The organism is Streptomyces sp. NBC_01723 (genome assembly GCF_036246005.1).
In the GTDB taxonomy this organism is placed as follows: Bacteria; Actinomycetota; Actinomycetes; order Streptomycetales; family Streptomycetaceae; genus Streptomyces.
In genome coordinates, this window is record NZ_CP109172.1 from 35,967 (window position 1) to 54,224 (window position 18,258).

An 18,258-nucleotide genomic window follows, 5' to 3' on the forward strand; every position below is an offset into this window, starting at 1 on the left:
GCCAGCCCCCGACCCCGTACGGCTGCCGCTGGTGCGGCGACGAGCAGCACCACCACGGCCGCACGTGGACGCCCAGCGTCGGCATGCACGCCTGGGAACGCCCTACCAACACCCAGATCCTCGCCCGGATGCGGGGACGCCGCCACGCCCGCCTCAACGCGGCCCCGGCGACCCACCACGCCCAATGCTTACCCAGTTATCGGATGAGGAGCTCCGATCCACGTTCCAGGTCCTGTGCGCCAACTGCAACTTCATCAAGCGACATGAGAAGGAGGAGTGGCGTCATGCCACAAAGGATTCAAAGGCGTAGGGACAAGGGGTGGATGATGCCGCCTCAGGCGGTCTACGTCGGACGCGCTCGCGGCGACTACGGCCGATGGGGCAACCCCTTCGTCATCGGGATCGACGCCGACAACGCAGCCCACGCCACCGCCCTCTACCGCGAATGGCTGGAGAACAACAGCTACGAGGTTCACGCCCCGAACAGCAGCCCCGAGCACCGGCAGGAGATGGACGACCGCCGCGACTGGATCATCACGCACATCGGTGAGCTGGCCGGGAAGGATCTCGCCTGCTGGTGCAAGCCGCCCGAGGAGGGAGAGCCGGACTGGTGCCACGCCACCGTGCTCCTGGAGATGGCCCGCGCCGAAAGGACCAGCCGATGACCGGCCCCGACGATCCGGACTGGCGGTGGGAGTTCCGCTGCGAGGACTTCGTCTACGCCCGCCTCGCCGAAGCCCAGACCACCGCCGACACTCTCCCGCCCGGCGACGTCCGCGACGCCGAACTCAACCGCATCGACACCCTCTACCTGATCGCCAACGAGCACAACATCTGGATCGACGCCCGCGGCCGCTCCCACGCCGCCTGCGTCACCTGCACCGCAACCGCCGGCGTCCCCTGCACCACCATGCGCGGCCTCGCCCGCCTCTGGCGCACCCACCCCGACTACGTCCCGGGCTGGAACGAGACCATCGACAACCCCCGCTACCGCGGCAACGTCTACGACGACTACACGCGGCGCACCACCATCTACCAGGAACGCAAAGCCGAGCTGGACGCCTTCTACGACCGGTTCGACCTGGAGCAGGTCGACGGCGGCGAACGGTGGCGCTGCAAGGCGTGCGGGGCCCACGGGGAGACGTGGAAGCCGATGCCTGGGGTCTACGACTACCCGCACGCGATCGGGACGGCCGCCCACCAGCACCCCACCTGCGAAAGGACTGCCCCGTGAAGGCTCTCACCATCCGCCAGCCCTGGGCCGGCGCCATCGCCCACCAGACCAAGCGCGTCGAGAACCGCACCTGGAAGCTGCCCGTGAAGCACGAGGGCGCCCGCGTCCTCATCCACGCCGGCGCCCAGCTCGACCGCGACGCCCAGGTGTACGGCCCGCACCTCGGCGTGTACGGCGCCGTCGTCGCCGTCGCCACGTTCACCGGCTGCCACTGGTCCGACGACGGCCAGTGCTGCGGTCCGTGGGGCTTCGAGCGCGCCTACCACTGGACCCTCACCGACGTCACCGCCCTGGAGAAGCCCGTACCGGCTAAGGGCGCCCTGAACTTCTGGACACCGCCCCACGACGTGTTGGCCGCCGTGCAGCAGCAGCTCGAACTGGAGAGGGCAAGCGCATGAAGCCCCGCACGAATACACCCGACCGCGTCCACACCAACGACGAAGGCCGCAAGGTCACCCGCGTCACGCTCAAGCGAGCCTGCAACGGCTGTGGCCAGTACCTCGGAGACGCCGACGCCCGCGACGTCGACAACCACGGCAACCTCACCGACGTCCGCGTCGAATGCGACCACTGCCGGCCGCTCGTCGAACTGGAGGCCGCAGGTTGCAAGACGTGGGAACTTACCCCGCGCAGCATCAGCCGTGTCGCTGACGAGATCGACCGGCTTCGGCCGTGGGTCTTCACCAAGGGCTACTGGAAGGAAGCCGACGGCAAGCTCCAGGTCGTCGGCCTGCGCATCGGCGACCGCCCCGGGCACGTCGTCGCGTACTTCGGTGACTGGATCGTCCGTCACCCCGACGGCGGCTTCACCGTCCACAAGGCCCCAGTACCGCAGGGAGCTGCTGCGTGAACGCCTGGACCGTGACGACCGCCGCCTTAGTCCTGCTCGCCGTCGGGTACGTCATCGGCCGCTACAGGCCCTACCAGCGGCTCGGAGACTGGGCAGACTGGCAGCTCCGCTTCCACCTCAACCGGTGGACCAGCCGACCCCGGCAGGCCGCCCTGTTCGCGTTGCTGCTCCTCACGGACCCGGTGCGCACGGTCGACGCGTGGCGGCACCGCAAGGACCCACCGCCGCCGCTCAGTCCCGCCGTCCGCATCAACGGACCCCGCATCCCCGACCACACCGTCAACGAGGAGAGCTGACCGTGGGAGCAGCGCTGCACCTCGCGCACGTCCAGCACGCGCCCGTACGGAAGCGGAAGAGGAAGGGCGGCGGCGGTGGAGGCGACGGATACGACGCCCTCGTCGCCCGCGTCTACCAGGACCAGCGGATGACCCCCGAAGCGCGCGAACTCATCCTGCTCCTCGCCTGGCTCACCGCCCGCGACCCCAACCGGTACGACACCGACGGCAACTTCATCAACTGGAGGAAGCGCGCCTCAGCGATCCTCGACAAGGACTCCCCCGCCAGGCAGTCCCGCCTTGCAGACCTCGTCTACGCCGACCGTCCCCGCTACGAGGACAAGCGCGACGGCTGGGAGCAGCGCACGTGCGCCGCACCGATGATCCGTCGGGCGGGCCTGTGCGGGCAGCATGGGGTCGGACACGACTACACCGTCGATCAGGCGACCGGCTGGAGGACAGCGGTCTGGTACTGCCGCCGCCACGAATCGTGGGGCCGTGACTTGCGCGCGCAGCGGCTCGCCGACCCAGGGCCGGAGCCGATCCCGAACGCGGGCGGTCTCGTCACCTCGTACCTGATGACGGAAGGGGAGGGGCAGGCGGAGTCGTGGGCGCGTCTGTACAAGGAGGCCGCCGTGTGGCACTACGACCGTCACTGGGAGCCGTCGAAGACGTACGGCGTCGTGGCCGACGACTGGCCTGTTCCTGGAAGCGATCCGGTGCCCGTGCGTGCCCGGCTCCGTCTGGTCATTGGCGGCGGCCTGGAGGACGTGTGAGGAGCCGTACGGTGCGGGGGAAGGTCCCGGCCCGGGTCGAGTCCATTGAGGAACGTCTCGCCCTGCCCGCCCCTGTCGTACTCCCCGGCCAGCAGGCCATCCCCGTTGCGACCATCGCCCACCACGCCTACGAAGGCCCCGGACCCTGCCGCGCCGACGACTTCGGCACCCTGTGCGGGGCCCACCGCGACGCCCACCACCACACCGGCGACAGCCCACCGTGAACGGTCAGGCTGTCGTCTCGTACTCCGCCCCCGCCGGCCCCACCGCGGGGGCACTGTCATCCACCCGGCAATCCGGCGACTGCGCATAGTGGAAGATCAGCTCGTTCATCGAGCCCACCCCCCAGCGCTCCTTCAACGCCGCGACCTCATCCTCCAGAGTCCGCTTCGACACCCCGATCCGCTTCGCTGTCGTCGTCTGCGAGTAGCCGGTGCACAGGTTCCGCATGATCTCCCGCTGACGGCGCGTCGTCCGTACCCCGTCCAGCGCCGACGCACGTGAGCCGACCGTGTCCCGGCCGTCCCCACGACGCGGCCGCAACTGGCCCATCCACGGCTCGGCACGCATCCACGTCGCCTCAAACGCGCGGGCCAGCATCGCAACAGACGCCGGGTCAGTGATCAGCCATGCGGCGTGCGGAGGGGATTCCGCGACGATGTAGTCGGGGACGACCGCAGCCTCCCGATCCACGATGATCATGCGTTCGAACTTGCCCGGCAGTGTCCGGTACTGCGCCGACCTTCCCGGACCGCGGTTCGTCATCTGCGCCGCATACGCGGCCGTCGGCCCGTGATCCCGCACCGTATCCCGGTAGATCGTCCGCAACACCACCCCCCGGTCCAGAGCAGCCACATCCCGGGGCATCGCAATGTCCAGCAGCGCCTGGTCCCGCGGCCCGCCCGGCTGCGACGCGAGGATCTCCCGCTGCGCCCCATTGACCACGTCCTGAAGGCGGGCGTTCGCCATGGCCTGACCGTCCAGGTACACCGACGCGGTCCCCGGGATGCGGAGTTGGACGGAGTCGTAGGCGTGGGAGAGCTGCTGCGCCAGCTCCGGCAGGGCTTTCAGCAGGGCGACTTGCCGTTCGGCGGCGTCCAGGACGTCGTCGAAGCGGCGTTGCAACGCCCCCTTGGGGTCGCGGACGGCCGGCAGGGTGTCGGCGGGCTGGTCGGGGGTGATGAGGCCCCAGTCGACGAGTTCGGTGTGCGCTTCAGGGTGAGCGGCTTTGATCGCCTCGACTTGTTCGGCATTTCGGATGGCGCAGGCCCCGTACAGGCGGAGTGCATTCTCCGACAATTCCCTGCCGTCACCGTGCGCACTGGTTATGGCCAAAGCTTCCGGTTCCCCCGTCAAACACCAGAGATCAACTGCGGATTACCGCACTGCGAACACCCGCACGACCAACCCGTTGAGTGTGCAACCAGCCTAAGGCAACGTAGCCGTGGGGCGTCCCCCGACGCTCGTAGCCAACGTCCTCCCCCACACCCCACGCGACTACTGCCAGGTAACTGCCGCAACGGGTAAAGGGGATTCGCAGCAGGGCGAAGGCGACGAGAATTCGGGCCAGACGCCCCACAATGCTTTCACCACACCATCAGAAAGGACCCCCTGTGACACCACTGAAAAGGCTCCTCGCCGGCGCCGCCCTCACCGCCGCTCTCACCGCGGGCATCGCCACAACCGCCGCAGCCGACAACGACACCGCATGGGGTGCACCCGCCACCAACAGCGGCGACGACTCCACCAACGACACCGGATGGGGCACCCCGCCCACCGACCCCACCCCGACGCCTGCCGAACCCACAGAGCCCGCAGCGCGTCCCGCAGACACCGCCTGGGGCTAAGCCCGCCCCGCACGCTAGACCGGCCCGGCAGCACGCCCCCAACCGCTGCCGGGCCCCGCCATGAGCGGGGGGAACGGGTGCCGGGAATGTGCCCAGACTGGCGTGTATGCCCACACCCAAACCCGCCCTCACCCGACGTCTCGCCACCCTCCTCGCAATCCTCGCCGGCACCCTCACCCTCACCGCAGCCGCGCTCCCCGGACCCGTCTACTCCGGCACCGGCTGGAAAGCCCTCACCAGCTACAACATCTACAGCCTGTCCCCCGACCCGTACGAGGTCGTGTTCGCCGACAGCACGGCCCGCACCCAGCTGGCGAAGTACTTCCGGATACCGGCCGCGCAGGTCACCACAAACGTCGGTGTCCAGGTCACCGTCAGCAGCAGCCTGGACACCACCCCGCTTGGAACGTGCCCGCCCCGGCATCGCATCGTCGTCCACTACCTGCACCAGCCCACCGGCCAGCGCGGCATGTCCCAAGCCCGGCCCTGCTACGCCACCGCCAACGGCAGCGCGTGGGGCGGGCACCTGCTGATGGACTCCGAGTACTGGACCGTCCCCAACTGGTTCTCCACCGACCCGACGGTGAACGAAGCCCGCCGGAAGGACGCCGTGACGCACGAGCTCGGGCACATCCTCGGCCTCGACCACCCCAACACGGACGTCGACCACGACGGCATCGTGGAAGCCGGCGAGTGCGTCAAGAACACGGCGGGCCTGAAGCCGCTGCTCTGTTCGCCGAACCGCGGGAACCCGCTCGCCCGCCCGGTACGCACTGGGACCGGGCCGATCGCCTACAACATCAGCGAACCCGGCCGGTTCTCGAAGGAGTTCGACCTGCCCGGCCTCAAGCAGCTCCGCGCCAACTTCGACCTCCGGCAGAACTGACCGGACGGGGCACGGCTGTCAGTGCCGCGTGCCATGCTGGGCGCAGCAGCCCGGTAGCTCAGCGGCAGAGCGCGGTACGGCCGTCTTGTGACTCCGAGGTCGCCGGTTCGAGTCCGGCCTGGGCTGCGCTCCACCGTCCGCCCCGTCCGCGTCCCCCGTCGCGGTCGGGGCGGACGCGCATCTACTCCAGGCCCGACTTCGGGTTGCACACCCCGCACATCTCCACGACCAGCGTCTCGTCCGCCAGCGCCTCCGCCACCTCGCGCCGCTCGAGGTAGCCGTGCTCGCCCTTCCAGATCCCGCACCCACCCCGGTGCAGCACGGATCGCCGGTCCCGGGCAGGCTCCAGCTTCCACCGGGCTTCCGCCCACGCGCGCTGCGCCTGCCGCTTCGCCTGCTCGACCTCCGCCTCCACCGTGCGGATCTTCGCCCGGGTGTTGTTCAGCTGCCAGGCCAGCCACTCCTCGAGGGCGCGCAGCTTCGCGAGACGTTCATCCGGGGGCATGTCGCTCATACGTTCGATCCTACGGACACAAGAAAAAGGCCCGCCACCTGGGATCACTCCCAAGGTGACGGGCCCCTGCTACCGCGCCTGATCAGTCCTACGGGTGCCCCCGGCACGGTCCGGCCAGGCTACGCCGCGCTCCGGTACTGGGGAAGCGTCCTACGCACCCGCGCGGCCAGGTCGACCGCCTTGGGCTGTACCGGGCCCCTCCCGCCCGGCATACCCGCCAGCACGTCCACCAGCCGGTCCGCGGCCAGCACGTGCACCGTCCGCTCCCACCCGGGCACCGGCACATCCAGACGGCCACCGGCGACCGGGGAGCCGTGGACGACGATCACCGGCATCAGCATCCCCGCCGGCACGCCCAGCACGGCCGCGGTCCCCGACACGTAGCCGGCGAACGCCTCCACCTGCCCATGCCGGTCCTGCCTGCCGCAATGCACCCGACCCCGCACCAGCGTGGTGGGCCATCCCGCATGCCACTTCTTCGAATCCAGCACGATCAGACCCTCCCCCGACGGGGGTACCGCCACGTGATCCACGTTGAACCGTCGGCCGGCCACGGTCAGATCGTGGAACACCTGCCAGCCAGCCGGTAATCGGGTCAAGAGTTCCGCCGTCCACTTCTCGCCCAGGCTCCCCTGCACCTGCCGCACCGCAGCCGCCTCCAAGCGCCGGTCGTTGGCGTTGATACCGCACCAGCGGAGAACCGTCCGCCACCAGCCCCTACGGGCCAGCGCGTACAACCGGGCACCCTCATCAGACGTCGACCCACCCGCCGTCACGACTCGTCTCCCGTCCGCTCCAGCCACGCCCCGAGCGCCGCATGCAGCCCTGCGACCCCGTCCCGGTTCAGCACCGCATCCTCCGCATACAGGGACAGGCGCAGCCACGGCCACGGCCGGCCGTCCTCCGGCTGGTCGTCGCGGCCGTCGCGGGTGACGTGTGACGGGATCTCTGCGAGTTGGAGGACTTCGCCGTCGTCGCGTCGGTCGTCGTCGGCGGGGAGGATGTGGGAGCCCTGGTAGGCGTACGGCGGATTGTCCTCGAGGTCGAAACTGCTGGCCCAGATACTCACGACTGGACCTCCTTTGTCAGGTCGTTGAAGCCGTTCAAGGTGGCCAGCAAGACGTCCCCCGCTACCCCGGCCAGGATCACTGCGTCGCTCTGGGACGCGGCCACCTCGTGCCACTTCGCCGCTAGCGCCTGCGCCTGTCGAACCTGCCCCTCCGCGGTCTCCGCGCGCTTCCGCAGCGCCTCCAGGTCGTCGTCCTCGGGCCGGTAGCCAGGGGCCAGCATTCGCTCGTACTCCGGCCGGTACGCCTCACACCCCTCGCACGTGACGGTCGTGCCCTCCGGGAGCGGGCCCTGCCGCATCGACGCGCCGCACAGGGACATGCCAGTCGCCCACGCCTCGAACATCGGCAGCCACTGGTACACGGACCAGTGCGTCACGTCCTCCACGCCGGGCAGCGGCAGGGGTGCGACGGGCCGCAGGTAGCGGCGGGACGGGTCCAGGGCCTTGACGTTGGGGTTGTCGGTCATCGGTTGTTCCTTCCAGTGCGGGCCGGGGCGAGACGGGCGAGGTGGGCGACGAGCAGCAGGCTCGGCACCAGCCACAGCAGCAGCACGCCGGCAAGCGGTTGGCCTGCGATCGTCAGGGAGGCGCCGCCCGCAAAGGCGGATGCGGCGGCGGTCCAGCAGGCGTACACGGTGACCTGGTCACTGGTCATCGGCTGCTCCTTCCAGCGGTCTTGGATCGTTTGGTCTGGCTGGTCAAATGCCAGCCCCGACAGAGGTCGCACCGGTAGGCGCGGCACTCACGGCGTTTCGGGTCGGTGTTGTCCAGCCAGGCGAGGGCAAGGAGCGCGGCCACGCGGTCCCGGTAGCGTTCCTTGCCGGTACGGCACCGTCCGACGGTGCGAACCCGGTTCATGCGTGGCTGGGTGCGGTACGGCGGACGCCCTGGAACCTGGACGCCCACGACTTCAGCCGGCGCTTCGTGTTGTCCCCACCGCCGCCCTTCCACCACAGCCAGCCGAAGACGGTGGTGAACCCGGCACCCATCCCTGCGGACACGGTGTCCTGCAAGAGGAAGTTGGAGACGGTGTAGAGCAGGTAGCCGACGCTCATGACGCCGTAGATGTGGTGCTTGCGGAAACGGCCGGTTCCATAGGCGACCGCTGCTACAGCCGCCATCGCCGCTCCTGTGATTCCGATCGCGTGGGACAGCATTAGAGGGCCTTCCTGCTGGTGTGGGGTCGGGCGTGGGCGCGGCGCCGGCGGCCGCGGAGGATCCGTTCTGCCCCGGCCTCCACGGCCAGGGCGACAGCGACGGCGATGATCGTGCAGACGATGACGGCACCGGGCGACAGAACACGGCTGCCGGTGAGGACGATCCAGGCCCAGCCGGTGCCTATGGCGACTACGCCGAGGAGGACGCATTGGGCGAGGAGCGGGGGTATGCGCACGGGAGGCCCCTTCCTGGGGTTATCGGTCTTACCCGCCGATGGCGGTGTCTAAGATGTCCGGATTTCCGGGCGGCGGATGATGCGAGCCTCGACCGCCAGCACAGCCGCATGCGCCCGATCCCGAGCCCCCAACAGGCGGCGGATCTTCTTCACGTGGTCCTTCACCGTGTGCTCCGACAGGTTCAGACGTCGGGCAATCTCCGCGTTCGTCCACCCGTCCGCCACCAACTCCAGGACCCGCAGCAGGGGCGGCGACAGCTTCACGGTGGCCGGGGGGTCGAGGAGACGGTGCTGGTGGGCTAGGTGGATGGCGTGAGCGAGGTTCCGGGCGCCCATTCGGTCGATCATCCGTTTCGACATGGACCCGACTCCGCTGACGCTCATGTACAGGGTGGGAGCGATGTCGCGGTATGTCTCGCCTGCTGCCTGCCGGCGGAGGAGGTCGAGTTCCCGTTCGGTGAGAACCGGGCCGGGCCCGCTACCCGAAGGCGGCGGGCCCGGTCGGACGGGGGCGGTGGTCACTCGGCACCACCCGGCTGCGCCCCGTCCTGCCGCGCCCCGGCGGCGGGCACAGGCTCGGCGATGAATAGAGGCATCTCAGACAGGCGCCGAGCAATGCGCTCGCAGTACTCCTCACGCGCCTCGATAGCAATGCACCGGCGCCCGGACTGCCGTGCTGCTTCTAGACCGACGCCGGATCCGGAGAAGACGTCAAGGACAAGGCCACCGGGCGGGCAACCGTAGCGAATGAGCGGCTCAGCGATCTTCAAGGGCTTCTGCGTGGGATGGATCGCCTTGCCCCGCATGCCAGACGTCTGGATCATCGAGGTCAACAGACGCGTGCCGTCATCCGCCCACGACCGCGCGTTGTAGGTGCCCAGATGCGGACCCTTGTAGCCGGAGCGCCGGGTGGACTGGTTACGGCCGTGCCGGCGTTCCCGCTGCGCCTCGTGATGGACGTCGCGCCAGGGGCCGCGGTACCAGTGGAGGGCGTGTTCGTGGACCCGGCGGAAGCGGTCGGCGACAGCGGAAGATCCGACGGTCTTCTCCCAGATGAAGTGGACGTCGCCGAAGACGGGCTGTCCGTCGGGATCCTTGCCGACGACGTCCTGGCTGAGGTGCCAGTCCTCGGCGCGGAATTCGTGGAGGCGGTCGAAGAACATGCGCTGGCTGCCGAAGCACCACATGCTCCGTGCGTGCTTCGCTGCGGTGGTGAGCCAGCCGTCGGGCCACCGGTCCCACTTGAGGCTGGTCTCGGCGTAGGGCGGGTCAGCAAGGATCAGATCCGCCTGCAGTTCCAGCTGGGGCAGGAGCTCGCGCATGTCGCCGTGGTAGAGAGCCAGTCCGGCGTCCGTGTCTTCCCAGTACGGCTTGGTCACTGTCCATCCTCCTGCTCGCCGCGCGCGGGGCCATCGGCGGCTAGGGCGCGGCGTGCTTCGTCGGCTGCGGTAGGGGCGTCGGGCCAGCAGAAGAGGCGGTCGACGCTGAGGGCGCTGATGGAGTCCTGCCATCCCTCTGTGGTCCAGGCTCGGCCGCCGCCGTAGCCGGGGGCGGTCGCCGCCCATCCGGTTCCGTGGGCGAGGTTCTGGCGCCGGAGGAGGAGGGTTGTACCGCCGTCCTCGGGTACGGGGATGCGGTATTCGGTGGCGTCTGCGGCAAGGCTGCAGAGCTTGCACGCGTGCGTCTCGGTGGCTGCCGTCTCGTCGGCCACACGACGCAGCTCGGCGGCGCGCTTCCGCATGTCGTCGACCACGGCGCAGTGGCAGTCCATCCACACGCCGTCCTGGTCCTGCGGCCCGTGATCGGGGCAGTGCTTCAGGATCAGCGCGGCCTCGCTTTCGAGGACGGCGGCCCGGTCGGCGCGGAGCCGCTTCACCTCGGCCTCGGCGCGGTCGCCCCGCTGCTGCCAGGCGTACCGCTCCTCAGCCATCTCCTGGCGCTGGGCAAGCAGTCGGCGGGAGGCGTCACGCTCGCTCTCCAGCTCGGCGCGCAGCCGGGTGTTCTCCCTGCACGCGATCTCGTAGTGCCGCTTCTCGTCTTGGAGTGCCCGGCCAGCGTTGACCGCGAGGGACGCCAGCTCGGCCAGCACCGCGTCGGCTCCCTGCTCGTACAGCGGCTGCTCGGGGTCGCGATGCCACTTGCTGATCGCGGTGGTGATGCGGTCCCGGAGCGCGGTCTGGTCGGCGGGCGGCAGCGGGGCAGCCGGGGCGTGGTGCGGGCAGTCGGTGCCGCGCTCCCAGCCACTGATGTCGTCCACGGTCTCGTTCGGGCCGCAGTAGCGGGGGGTCCCGTACTTCCGGGTGTACGGGATGCACGTGCAGTCCGGGCTGCCGAAGTGCGGCTCGGTGGTCTGGTCGGTCATCGGTTCTCCAGCGGGTCGGGGTGGGATGATCAGGGCCAGGCCCGGGGCGATAGGCGCGCCCCGGGCCGCTGGCGTTCAGGCGGCGAGGTCGGTGAAGCAGCCGCAGCCGCCTTCGTCGAATAGGTCGAGCTGGTCGGGCTGCTCCTCGATCCGGGTGCGGAGTGCGGCCAGCGTGAGGGGCTTGGTGTCGCCGCCGGTGCGGTCGCGGAGTATCGACACGTCCTTGCCGAGCAGCGCCCGCATCCGTGTCTCGGCGGCTTCGGCTCGGGCGTAGCGGTCGGGGAAGACCTTCAGCAGCCGCGCCCACTGCGCCTGGCCGCCTTTCACGCAGGCGCCGCCGCAGTTGTTGTGCGCGAACCCGAGGTCGTACAGGCGGGGCATCGGCAGACCGGCCGCGCGGGCTTCGGCGAGGAGCTGCCCCTTGTCGTGGAACGGCGGCTCGGTCAGCGGGTACTCGACGCGGTACGGCGCCCACCCGGCCCTGTTGGCGGGGATGCGGTGCGGCTCGGTCCAGTCGAGGCCGACGTACAGGACCGTGTCCGCCGGGTCCGTGTTGGCGGCGAGCCAGTCCTTGCAGGGCTTCAGCTTCAGCTCCATCGAGCACTGCGCGATGCGGGTATTGCCGAGCCACCGCTTGTCCTCGAACACCTGCCACGGGTCGCGTTCCTGGGGGTCGGCGACGCGGGTGACCGGGACACCGAGGCGCGCGCTGGCCGCGTCGTTGAAGGCGTAGAGGCTCTCGTCCTCGGCGTTGGTGTCGGCGAACAGCAGCGTGACGTTGGCCGTGCCGTGCTCGGCGATGACGTGGCGGGCGGTCGCCCACGACGTGATCCCGCCGGACCACATCACCACGTGGCGTGCGCTCATCGGGTTTCTCCTGGGTTCGGGCCGCCTTGCGGCGGGGGTTTCGGGACCACCGGTCCCTATGCGGCAGGGGCGGGAGGGCTGGTCACTCGTAGATGCGGGCGAGCGCTTCGCCGTGCCGCGCGGCCTGGATCTCCTCCTGGGACAGGCGGCGCATGACGGCGGTCTCCTGGAAGTCGCCTTCGTAGGCGAGGAGCAGCCACGTTCCCGGCGTCAGGCCAGCGGCAACCTGGTCCAGCTCGAGGTAGTTGCCCTCTCCGAGATCTTTCAGGTTCTCGCCGTTGTCGAGTTCGATGTCGTAGCAGTTGACGGTCTTGGTCTCGGTCACGTGGTTCCTCCGGGGCAGTTGCGGACGACGTGGGATTGCCGCATGGATCGGGCGTGGGCGTGGTCGGGGCAGTCCGAGCGGATCCGGTCGGCGTAGACGAGGCCGCAGGGCGCGGTGGGGCACGGGCAGACGGCCTCGAGGCGGGTGCCGGTGAAGTGGCGGCCTACGTGGTCGCCGGCCCAGGGGCTGGTCATGGGGTGCGGGTGGTACGCCGGCGGCCGAACGGAAGCCGTGCGGACGCCCGACCGAGCTTCTCCCCCACCACGGTCCGGGCGGGCGCCGTCGGGCGGGGTGTGGGGAGGCTGGTCGGGGTGTCGGGGTGCCAGAGTTCCACCCACACGCCCAGCGACCGCCACACCAGCCCGGTACGGCCCGGGACTGCCACGTCGAACTGCGGCAGGAGATCCCCCGGATACTTCAGGACCAGCTCGTCGGCACTCGCGAACAGGGTTACGGCGCGCGCCGCGTCGGGTCCGGTGACCTGTGCGGTCAGGCGGTGGCGGCCGTCGGGGCTTCTCCCGGTGGTCCAGGCGCCGAGGCGGGCGGACAGTTTCCGGATGCTGGTGACGGTGTTCCACACGTGCTCGGCTTGCATGCGGGCTTGGATGACAGTGCTGGACGTGTCGGGCATGGGCGGGTCCTTGCCGGGTGGTGGCGGGTAGGGGGCTGCCCCACCCCGCGGGGGGTGCGGGATGGGGCAGCAGGTCAGGTTCTGGTCAGGAAGCCGGGTCAGTGGTCGTGATGCCGTCTCGGGTTCGGGACAGGACTCGGTCGTAGTCGCGCTTGGGGTCGTCCCAGCCGCCTCCGCCGCCGTCGAGGGTGAGGGTCTTCTTGTTGACCCGCTTCACCCGGTAGGTACTGGTGCTGGTCTCGAACACGCGGACGGTGACGATGTCGCCGACCTGGAAGTCGGCGGGTTCCCACGGCCGGGACCGGGTGGATGTGACCGCGGTGATGGCGTCCTTGGCGTCGGCGTGCGCCTTCGCCCACTCGGCGTCCCGTCGGGCTCGCTCGGCATCCTTGTACGCGTCAACGGCCCGCTCGGAGGCAGCATCGGCACGGTCCCTTGTACGGCGGGCGCTGCGGTAGGAGTGGTGGCCGCGGAGCAGCGGCTGACCGCCAGCGAACCGTCCGTACATGTTGTGGGCGCGCTCGCTGGCCTGCCCGGACTGCTGGGTGAGCTTGTCGGCACGTTCCTGGAGCCGTTCGGCCTTACGGCGCTCCGGGGAGGCAGTCATGACGACTCCCCCGACGGGAACACCTCGTCGAGGACGGCGCGGATCTCGTCGGCATCCCGCTGCGTCAGCTCGACGGTCCGCAGGTTGCGGCTGCGGCCCAGGTACTTCGGGCCCATGAGCCGGTAGCCGTGGCCGCTGTTCTCGCCGTCCATGGCGTTGATGGACAGCTGGTAGGCGGGGAACTTCGGGTCGCTGTTCGCGGTGTCGAGGGTGATGGTGGCGGTCTTCTTGGTGGGCTGGTCGGTCATGTGGGCTCCTACTGGCCGTAGTGGTCGGACGGGTCGTCGCGTGTGTTGTCGCGGCTAGTGCAGGGGGTGCCGTGGATGCCGGCTGCCTGGTCTTCGGGGGTGGCGTCGCAGTCGCAGCCGGTCATGTGGCCTCTTTGGGGTGGGTGGTTGGGGTGTATCCACCATACCCACATACGCATGACATAGCAATGCGTATGACGGGTTGAGATACGGGAAAGGGGCCCAACCCGAAGGCCAGACCCCTCACACGCGCACCACACGATCTAGAAAGGCGGCTCGTCTCCACCACCCCACCCGCCGGCCTGCCCCTGCGTACCCGGCACACCCGACGCCCACGGATCCCCCCGCCCCTCCTCCGACGACCGACGCGACGTCTCCTGATACTGCTGACGGCCCTGCCCGCCACCCGACGTCTTCTCCACCCGCGCCGTCGCCGACCGCAGCGAAACGGCGACCTCGTCGGCCTCCATCTCGAAGACCGTCCGCTTCACGTTCTGCTTGTCCTCGTAGGAGCGCTGCGTCAGCCGGCCCTGCACCATCACGCGCATGCCGCGGGTCAACGTCTCCCCGCAGTTCTCTCCCTGCTGACGCCACACCGACACCGGCAGGTACAGCGTCGTCCCGTCCTCCCACGCCTGCTTGTCCCGGTTGTACGTCCGCGGCGTCGAAGCGATCGTGAACTTGCAGACCCCCGCCCCGGAGGGCGTGTACCGCAGGGACACCTGCTCGTCCACCACGTTGCCGACCACGGTGATCACAGTCTCGCCACTCATCACGTTCTCCTTCTCTACGCCGCGTACCGGCGGATGGTTTTGGTGGACACTCCGTACTCGCTGGCCAGCTCTTGAACTGGCTCACCCTCGACAGTCCGCTCACGGACCTGGCTGCGCTCTTGCGGCGTCAGCCGTGCGTTCGGCGCCTGGTAGCCGCCCGCCAGCGAGGTATCGGCGTGCCCGCACATGTGCTCACGGGACGCTTTCAGACTCTTCGCCGACCGTGCCGCCCGGACCGGGCCACCGCACGACGCGTACCGCTTCCCCGTCACGATCGACCGGATCGTCTCCCGGTTCACGCCGTACGACATCGACAATTCGAGGTCCGTCGCCCCCGCATGCGCCCTCTCACGCATCGCCACGACCTCAGCCGGCGTGAACGTCCGCAACCCCGGCTGCTTCAACTCCGGGAAGGCGCGACCGGACCGCTGCCACTGCTTCCGCAGCCGGTTCACCCGGTTCTCCGTCGTCCTCCGCGGCCACCGCCGCAGCTGGTCCACGTCAGCGAGCGTCAGCCCCTTCGCGACGCACTGCTTCACGGCCTCCAGGAACTCGGCATCGGTGAGACTGTCGACGCGGAACCCCTTCATGAACTTGCCGACGGCGACCTGGTCCACGAAGTCGTCGTCCAAGTCCGTGTCGTCTTCGGGCGTCAGGTCGCGAACCTTGCGGTCCTCCGACCACGACGCCGGCACCGTCAGGGAGCCGTGCTCGTTGAAGTCCAGCCAGCCCAACGCGCGGCCGACGGGCTGCTCCGGGTCGACGAGGCCGGCGAGGACGACGATCAGGGCGTCCTTCTCCGCTCCCGTGAGCCCGGCCAGGACCGCGGCCACATCCTCCGGGCCGCCGTCACCGTGCACCAGGACGGCGAGGTTCGCTGCTTCGGGGAGCATCCGCTCGGCCAGGTCACCGCGCTGCTCCGGAGACATTGCGCTCATGCCGCCTGCACCTCCTCCTGCACGGCGGCACGCGCAGACGCCGCGATCATGTCGTTGACCCGGTTCACCGTCTGCACGTTCGTCGACAACGCCGACGCCAACTCCAACCCGTCCAAACCCTGGCCACGCAGCGTCAGGAACTCGTCCAACCGCTCCGCGAAAATGTGATCCGCCACGTTCCGGGACCGGCCGAACGTCGTCCCCGACCTCCGCTTGTGCAAGGCCAGACGCTCCTTCTCCGTCATCCCACCCCACACGCCCTGGTCCTGCCGGGTCTCCAGCGCCCACGACAGGCAGCGGATCCGCACCGGGCACCGGCCGCAGATCGACTTCGCTTCCTCGGCCTGCATACGGGCGTGCACGTTGTCGCCGATCGGGAACCACAGTTCGGGATCATGCTGGCGGCACTCGGAGTCGTCCCTCCAGTCACCGGTGTCGGCGGGGACGAGCGTCGGCCGGTCCGTGGCGTCTGTTGTGTTGTGGCGGGTTTTGGGGCTCATCGCGGGTCTCCGGGAAGGGTGTAGAGGCGGATGATCGCGCCGGGCTGGTCGAGGGCTTCGGGGTGCTCACCGGGGTAGACCTTGCGGATGGCGAGTTCGGTGATCTGGGAGTCGTCCTTGATCACGCCGGATTCGGAGAGGGAGTCGAGGCATGCGCGGGCGTGGTGGTCAATGTCCGTGGATGACCGGGTGATGGGCCAGGTGCGGCGTCGCTTGGGGGCGGTCTTCGGCTTGGGGACTGTGACGGTGATCTCTGCGCGGGTGGGGATGTTGGCGTAGAGGCCGTGCTTGTCCTTAGGGGTGCGGCAGGTGAGGCAGATGCCGTTCCAGTCGGTGTAGCCGTGGGCTCCGGTGACCGCGCGGGCGATGGTGATGATGGCTTTGCGCCAGGGCTTGAGCTGTTTGGCGTTGGAGTGGATGGCGGGCCGGCCCTTGCCCATGAAGGAGACGCGGCCTTGGCCGGCGGGTTCGCCGCGGACGATGAGTAAGACGACCTGCTCCCAGGTTTCGCAGGTGTTGGGGTCGGTGAGGGTCATGCGACGTCCAGGAGGGTGACTGCGATGGCTCCGGGGGTGTTCTCGTTGGCGGGCCTGCCTTCCCAGGTCCAGTCGCCTCCGGGGTCTCCGCGGTGGAAGGTCAGCCAGATGTGGCGGATCTCGTCGATCCATTCGTTCTGGTGGGCGTGGCGGTCGTCGGCGAAGTTGGCGAAGCCGAGGAAGGTGCGGGCGTGCTTGTTGAAGGCGGCGAAGGCGTTGCGGTGGGTGTGGTGGCCGAGGGCGAGCATGTTGCCGTCTTCGCCGTAGGTGCTGACGGGGATGCCGTAGTGGGTGGCTTCCATGTCGTCGGCGGTGGGGGTGAAGGGGGCGGGGGCGGTGGTCACTGTGGGCTCCTTCAGTGGTTGGTGGGTTCGGGGAGGCCGAGTGCTTGGGCGAGGGCTTGGCGGGCGGTGTGGTCGTAGGTGGGGTTGTGGATCCAGGTGGCGACGAGGGCGAGGCGGCCGCGGAGGACGGCGAGGTCGTTTTCTGCGGAGAGCAGGTCGGGGTGCCGGGTGCAGAGTTGGCCGGCGAGCTGGTCGATGTAGGCCTGGTCAGGCATCGGTGGCTGCCTTGGGGTACTCGCGGATGCGGAGCTGGTCGGGCCAGTGCGCGGGGTTGCCGCCCTTGGTGTCGCCCCAGGCCGCGACGGTCTTCCCGGCGACGGTGGTGTGGCGGGCCCAGACGGAGCCGAGCTGCTTGACGAACGGTGCGGCGCCGGCCTGGCGGGCCTCGTAGATGAGGTCGTCGATCCACCAGGGTTCGAGGACTCGGGCTCCGGGCCCGGACTCGCCGCCGATGATCAGCCAGTCGATGTCGGTCAGGTTGAGCGACGGCAGGGGTCCGAGGAGGGGTTCGGCGGAGATGAATCGGATGGCGGCCGGGGTGTTCCTGAGCGCCTTGGCGCGGCGTGTGTAGTCGTCGGACTCGATCGACGTGCCGATCCACACGTTCGGCAGGGGCCACGACTTGAGTCCGCCGCGGGCCAGCGTGGCGTAGGCGTCGTCGTCGTACATGGCCTTCTCGACGGTCTTGGCGAACGAGGAGTCCGCGAGGATCCGGGCGGCCCTTTCCGGGCGCTTGGTGAGGATCTGGTAGCTGTGCTGCGGCGTGAAGGCCATGACGGCGAACACCTGTGCCAGGAAATCGCGCGGCACGCGAGCGTGGAACAGGTCGCTCATGCTGTTGACGAAGACCTTGCGCGGCTTCTTCCATCGGTACGGCTCGTCCAGCGCGTCGGGGTGGACGGTGAGGGCGAAGCCGGGGCCGGAGGTCTTGGGGTTGCCGTCGTTCTGGTACTTGGCCTGGCCCATGCCCTTGAGTCGCTTGGCCATGGTGAGGGCGTAGCAATTTGTACACCCCGGGGAGATTTGGTCACACCCCGTGGTGGGTGACCAGGTCTTTTCCGTCCACTCGATGCTGCTGTCAGTTGACACTTCGGTTCCTCCGGTCGGTCTCTCGGGCGTGGTGGCAAGTGGTGCAGACGGCTTCAACGTCTTCGTGGTGTTCGGAGGCGTAGCCGCGGTGGTGGTCGTACTCGTGCCTGCTCTGGCCTGGAATCCAGGTGTGGCCACAGTCAGCGCACGGGAGGTTGTTCGGCCGGGGAAGGAGACCTGCTTCGACCAGGTAG

32 protein-coding genes, 1 tRNA gene and 1 pseudogene are annotated in these 18,258 nt (G+C 69.3%); 10 read left to right on the top strand and 24 right to left on the bottom strand.

Going from position 1 to position 18,258, the window contains the following annotated elements; all coding sequences use genetic code 11:
* Window positions 1-284 precede the first annotated feature (284 nt).
* The 7 genes from OIE75_RS40945 to OIE75_RS40975 are packed head-to-tail and all read left to right on the top strand — an operon-like array spanning window position 285 to window position 3,359.
* Window positions 285-665 carry a DUF4326 domain-containing protein gene (locus OIE75_RS40945; protein WP_329474287.1) on the top strand — a complete coding sequence of 127 codons (381 nt, stop codon included), beginning with the start codon at window positions 285-287 and terminating at the stop codon, window positions 663-665.
* Window positions 662-1,234 (top strand): hypothetical protein, encoded by a 573-nt coding sequence (locus OIE75_RS40950; protein ID WP_329474288.1) that lies wholly within the window; start codon window positions 662-664, stop codon window positions 1,232-1,234. Before OIE75_RS40945 ends, OIE75_RS40950 begins: the two co-directional genes overlap by 4 nt.
* Complete coding sequence (locus tag OIE75_RS40955) at window positions 1,231-1,632, top strand: hypothetical protein (RefSeq protein ID WP_329474289.1); 402 nt, start codon at window positions 1,231-1,233, stop codon at window positions 1,630-1,632. The genes OIE75_RS40950 and OIE75_RS40955 overlap by 4 nt, the downstream gene beginning before the upstream one ends.
* Window positions 1,629-2,084, top strand: coding sequence for a hypothetical protein (locus OIE75_RS40960; protein ID WP_329474290.1), 456 nt, complete (start codon window positions 1,629-1,631; stop codon window positions 2,082-2,084). The genes OIE75_RS40955 and OIE75_RS40960 overlap by 4 nt, the downstream gene beginning before the upstream one ends.
* On the top strand, window positions 2,081-2,380 hold the full coding sequence (locus OIE75_RS40965; protein WP_329474291.1) for a hypothetical protein: 300 nt from the start codon (window positions 2,081-2,083) through the stop codon (window positions 2,378-2,380). Before OIE75_RS40960 ends, OIE75_RS40965 begins: the two co-directional genes overlap by 4 nt.
* A 2-nt stretch (window positions 2,381-2,382) precedes the next feature.
* A complete protein-coding gene (locus OIE75_RS40970; protein ID WP_329474292.1) occupies window positions 2,383-3,135 on the top strand; it encodes a hypothetical protein in 753 nt (250 codons plus the stop codon).
* An 11-nt stretch (window positions 3,136-3,146) separates the two neighbouring features.
* Window positions 3,147-3,359, top strand: coding sequence for a hypothetical protein (locus OIE75_RS40975; protein ID WP_329474293.1), 213 nt, complete (start codon window positions 3,147-3,149; stop codon window positions 3,357-3,359).
* A gap of 4 nt (window positions 3,360-3,363) precedes the next feature.
* Here OIE75_RS40975 and OIE75_RS40980 read toward each other — a convergent pair whose 3' ends face one another.
* Window positions 3,364-4,470 (bottom strand): hypothetical protein, encoded by a 1,107-nt coding sequence (locus OIE75_RS40980; protein ID WP_329474294.1) that lies wholly within the window; start codon window positions 4,468-4,470, stop codon window positions 3,364-3,366.
* 278 nt (window positions 4,471-4,748) lie between these two features.
* Here OIE75_RS40980 and OIE75_RS40985 point away from each other — a divergent pair, with 278 nt between their 5' ends.
* The 3 genes from OIE75_RS40985 (at window position 4,749) to OIE75_RS40995 (ending at window position 5,994) form a co-directional block, all read left to right on the top strand.
* Entirely contained in the window at window positions 4,749-4,982 is a 234-nt protein-coding gene (locus OIE75_RS40985; protein ID WP_329474295.1) for a hypothetical protein, read from the top strand.
* Window positions 4,983-5,088: 106 nt separating this feature from the next.
* Window positions 5,089-5,868 (top strand): hypothetical protein, encoded by a 780-nt coding sequence (locus OIE75_RS40990; protein ID WP_329474296.1) that lies wholly within the window; start codon window positions 5,089-5,091, stop codon window positions 5,866-5,868.
* A gap of 47 nt (window positions 5,869-5,915) precedes the next feature.
* Window positions 5,916-5,994, top strand: a tRNA-OTHER gene (locus OIE75_RS40995).
* 55 nt (window positions 5,995-6,049) lie between these two features.
* Here the strand turns inward: OIE75_RS40995 and OIE75_RS41000 are convergent.
* The 23 genes and pseudogenes from OIE75_RS41000 to OIE75_RS41110 all read right to left on the bottom strand — a co-directional run bounded on the left by OIE75_RS41000 (window position 6,050) and on the right by OIE75_RS41110 (window position 18,064).
* On the bottom strand, window positions 6,050-6,382 hold the full coding sequence (locus tag OIE75_RS41000) for a DUF6233 domain-containing protein (RefSeq protein ID WP_329474297.1): 333 nt from the start codon (window positions 6,380-6,382) through the stop codon (window positions 6,050-6,052).
* A gap of 119 nt (window positions 6,383-6,501) precedes the next feature.
* Complete coding sequence (locus OIE75_RS41005) at window positions 6,502-7,119, bottom strand: nuclease-related domain-containing protein (protein ID WP_329474298.1); 618 nt, start codon at window positions 7,117-7,119, stop codon at window positions 6,502-6,504.
* Between the two features lie 35 nt (window positions 7,120-7,154).
* Complete coding sequence (locus tag OIE75_RS41010; RefSeq protein WP_329474299.1) at window positions 7,155-7,451, bottom strand: hypothetical protein; 297 nt, start codon at window positions 7,449-7,451, stop codon at window positions 7,155-7,157.
* Complete coding sequence (locus tag OIE75_RS41015; RefSeq protein WP_329474300.1) at window positions 7,448-7,918, bottom strand: hypothetical protein; 471 nt, start codon at window positions 7,916-7,918, stop codon at window positions 7,448-7,450. Before OIE75_RS41015 ends, OIE75_RS41010 begins: the two co-directional genes overlap by 4 nt.
* Window positions 7,915-8,106: a hypothetical protein gene (locus OIE75_RS41020; RefSeq protein ID WP_329474301.1), complete on the bottom strand. Its 192-nt coding sequence runs from the start codon at window positions 8,104-8,106 to the stop codon at window positions 7,915-7,917. Before OIE75_RS41020 ends, OIE75_RS41015 begins: the two co-directional genes overlap by 4 nt.
* A 199-nt stretch (window positions 8,107-8,305) precedes the next feature.
* Window positions 8,306-8,572 (bottom strand): hypothetical protein, encoded by a 267-nt coding sequence (locus tag OIE75_RS41025; RefSeq protein ID WP_329474176.1) that lies wholly within the window; start codon window positions 8,570-8,572, stop codon window positions 8,306-8,308.
* A 35-nt stretch (window positions 8,573-8,607) separates the two neighbouring features.
* Complete coding sequence (locus OIE75_RS41030) at window positions 8,608-8,844, bottom strand: hypothetical protein (RefSeq protein WP_329474177.1); 237 nt, start codon at window positions 8,842-8,844, stop codon at window positions 8,608-8,610.
* Window positions 8,845-8,892: 48 nt separating this feature from the next.
* Window positions 8,893-9,366 carry a helix-turn-helix transcriptional regulator gene (locus tag OIE75_RS41035; RefSeq protein ID WP_329474178.1) on the bottom strand — a complete coding sequence of 158 codons (474 nt, stop codon included), beginning with the start codon at window positions 9,364-9,366 and terminating at the stop codon, window positions 8,893-8,895.
* Entirely contained in the window at window positions 9,363-10,223 is an 861-nt protein-coding gene (locus OIE75_RS41040; protein ID WP_329474179.1) for a DNA-methyltransferase, read from the bottom strand. The genes OIE75_RS41035 and OIE75_RS41040 overlap by 4 nt, the downstream gene beginning before the upstream one ends.
* Entirely contained in the window at window positions 10,220-11,206 is a 987-nt protein-coding gene (locus OIE75_RS41045; protein ID WP_329472677.1) for a hypothetical protein, read from the bottom strand. Before OIE75_RS41045 ends, OIE75_RS41040 begins: the two co-directional genes overlap by 4 nt.
* A 75-nt stretch (window positions 11,207-11,281) precedes the next feature.
* Complete coding sequence (locus OIE75_RS41050) at window positions 11,282-12,073, bottom strand: hypothetical protein (protein WP_329474180.1); 792 nt, start codon at window positions 12,071-12,073, stop codon at window positions 11,282-11,284.
* Window positions 12,074-12,155: 82 nt separating this feature from the next.
* Entirely contained in the window at window positions 12,156-12,398 is a 243-nt protein-coding gene (locus tag OIE75_RS41055) for a hypothetical protein (protein ID WP_329474181.1), read from the bottom strand.
* Window positions 12,395-12,592: a hypothetical protein gene (locus tag OIE75_RS41060; RefSeq protein WP_329474182.1), complete on the bottom strand. Its 198-nt coding sequence runs from the start codon at window positions 12,590-12,592 to the stop codon at window positions 12,395-12,397. The genes OIE75_RS41055 and OIE75_RS41060 overlap by 4 nt, the downstream gene beginning before the upstream one ends.
* Window positions 12,589-13,029 carry a hypothetical protein gene (locus tag OIE75_RS41065; protein ID WP_329474183.1) on the bottom strand — a complete coding sequence of 147 codons (441 nt, stop codon included), beginning with the start codon at window positions 13,027-13,029 and terminating at the stop codon, window positions 12,589-12,591. Before OIE75_RS41065 ends, OIE75_RS41060 begins: the two co-directional genes overlap by 4 nt.
* 85 nt (window positions 13,030-13,114) lie before the next feature.
* Entirely contained in the window at window positions 13,115-13,636 is a 522-nt protein-coding gene (locus tag OIE75_RS41070) for a DUF3560 domain-containing protein (RefSeq protein WP_329474184.1), read from the bottom strand.
* Window positions 13,633-13,884, bottom strand: a complete 252-nt coding sequence (locus tag OIE75_RS41075) for a hypothetical protein (RefSeq protein WP_329474185.1) — start codon at window positions 13,882-13,884, stop codon at window positions 13,633-13,635. The genes OIE75_RS41070 and OIE75_RS41075 overlap by 4 nt, the downstream gene beginning before the upstream one ends.
* Before the next feature lie 263 nt (window positions 13,885-14,147).
* A complete protein-coding gene (gene ssb / locus OIE75_RS41080) occupies window positions 14,148-14,657 on the bottom strand; it encodes a single-stranded DNA-binding protein (protein WP_329474186.1) in 510 nt (169 codons plus the stop codon).
* A 14-nt stretch (window positions 14,658-14,671) separates the two neighbouring features.
* Window positions 14,672-15,595 carry a hypothetical protein gene (locus OIE75_RS41085; RefSeq protein WP_329474187.1) on the bottom strand — a complete coding sequence of 308 codons (924 nt, stop codon included), beginning with the start codon at window positions 15,593-15,595 and terminating at the stop codon, window positions 14,672-14,674.
* Between the two features lie 194 nt (window positions 15,596-15,789).
* Window positions 15,790-16,023: pseudogene (locus OIE75_RS41090) on the bottom strand (WhiB family transcriptional regulator); the annotation flags it as partial.
* Window positions 16,024-16,091: 68 nt separating this feature from the next.
* The gene (locus OIE75_RS41095; protein ID WP_329474188.1) at window positions 16,092-16,631 is read right to left on the bottom strand and encodes a RusA family crossover junction endodeoxyribonuclease; all 540 of its coding nucleotides are present in this window, start codon (window positions 16,629-16,631) and stop codon (window positions 16,092-16,094) included.
* Window positions 16,628-16,975 carry a hypothetical protein gene (locus OIE75_RS41100; protein ID WP_329474189.1) on the bottom strand — a complete coding sequence of 116 codons (348 nt, stop codon included), beginning with the start codon at window positions 16,973-16,975 and terminating at the stop codon, window positions 16,628-16,630. Before OIE75_RS41100 ends, OIE75_RS41095 begins: the two co-directional genes overlap by 4 nt.
* 11 nt (window positions 16,976-16,986) lie before the next feature.
* A complete protein-coding gene (locus OIE75_RS41105) occupies window positions 16,987-17,190 on the bottom strand; it encodes a hypothetical protein (RefSeq protein ID WP_329474190.1) in 204 nt (67 codons plus the stop codon).
* Window positions 17,183-18,064, bottom strand: a complete 882-nt coding sequence (locus tag OIE75_RS41110) for a DUF5131 family protein (RefSeq protein WP_329474191.1) — start codon at window positions 18,062-18,064, stop codon at window positions 17,183-17,185. The genes OIE75_RS41105 and OIE75_RS41110 overlap by 8 nt, the downstream gene beginning before the upstream one ends.
* Between the last annotated feature and the right edge of the window lie 194 nt (window positions 18,065-18,258).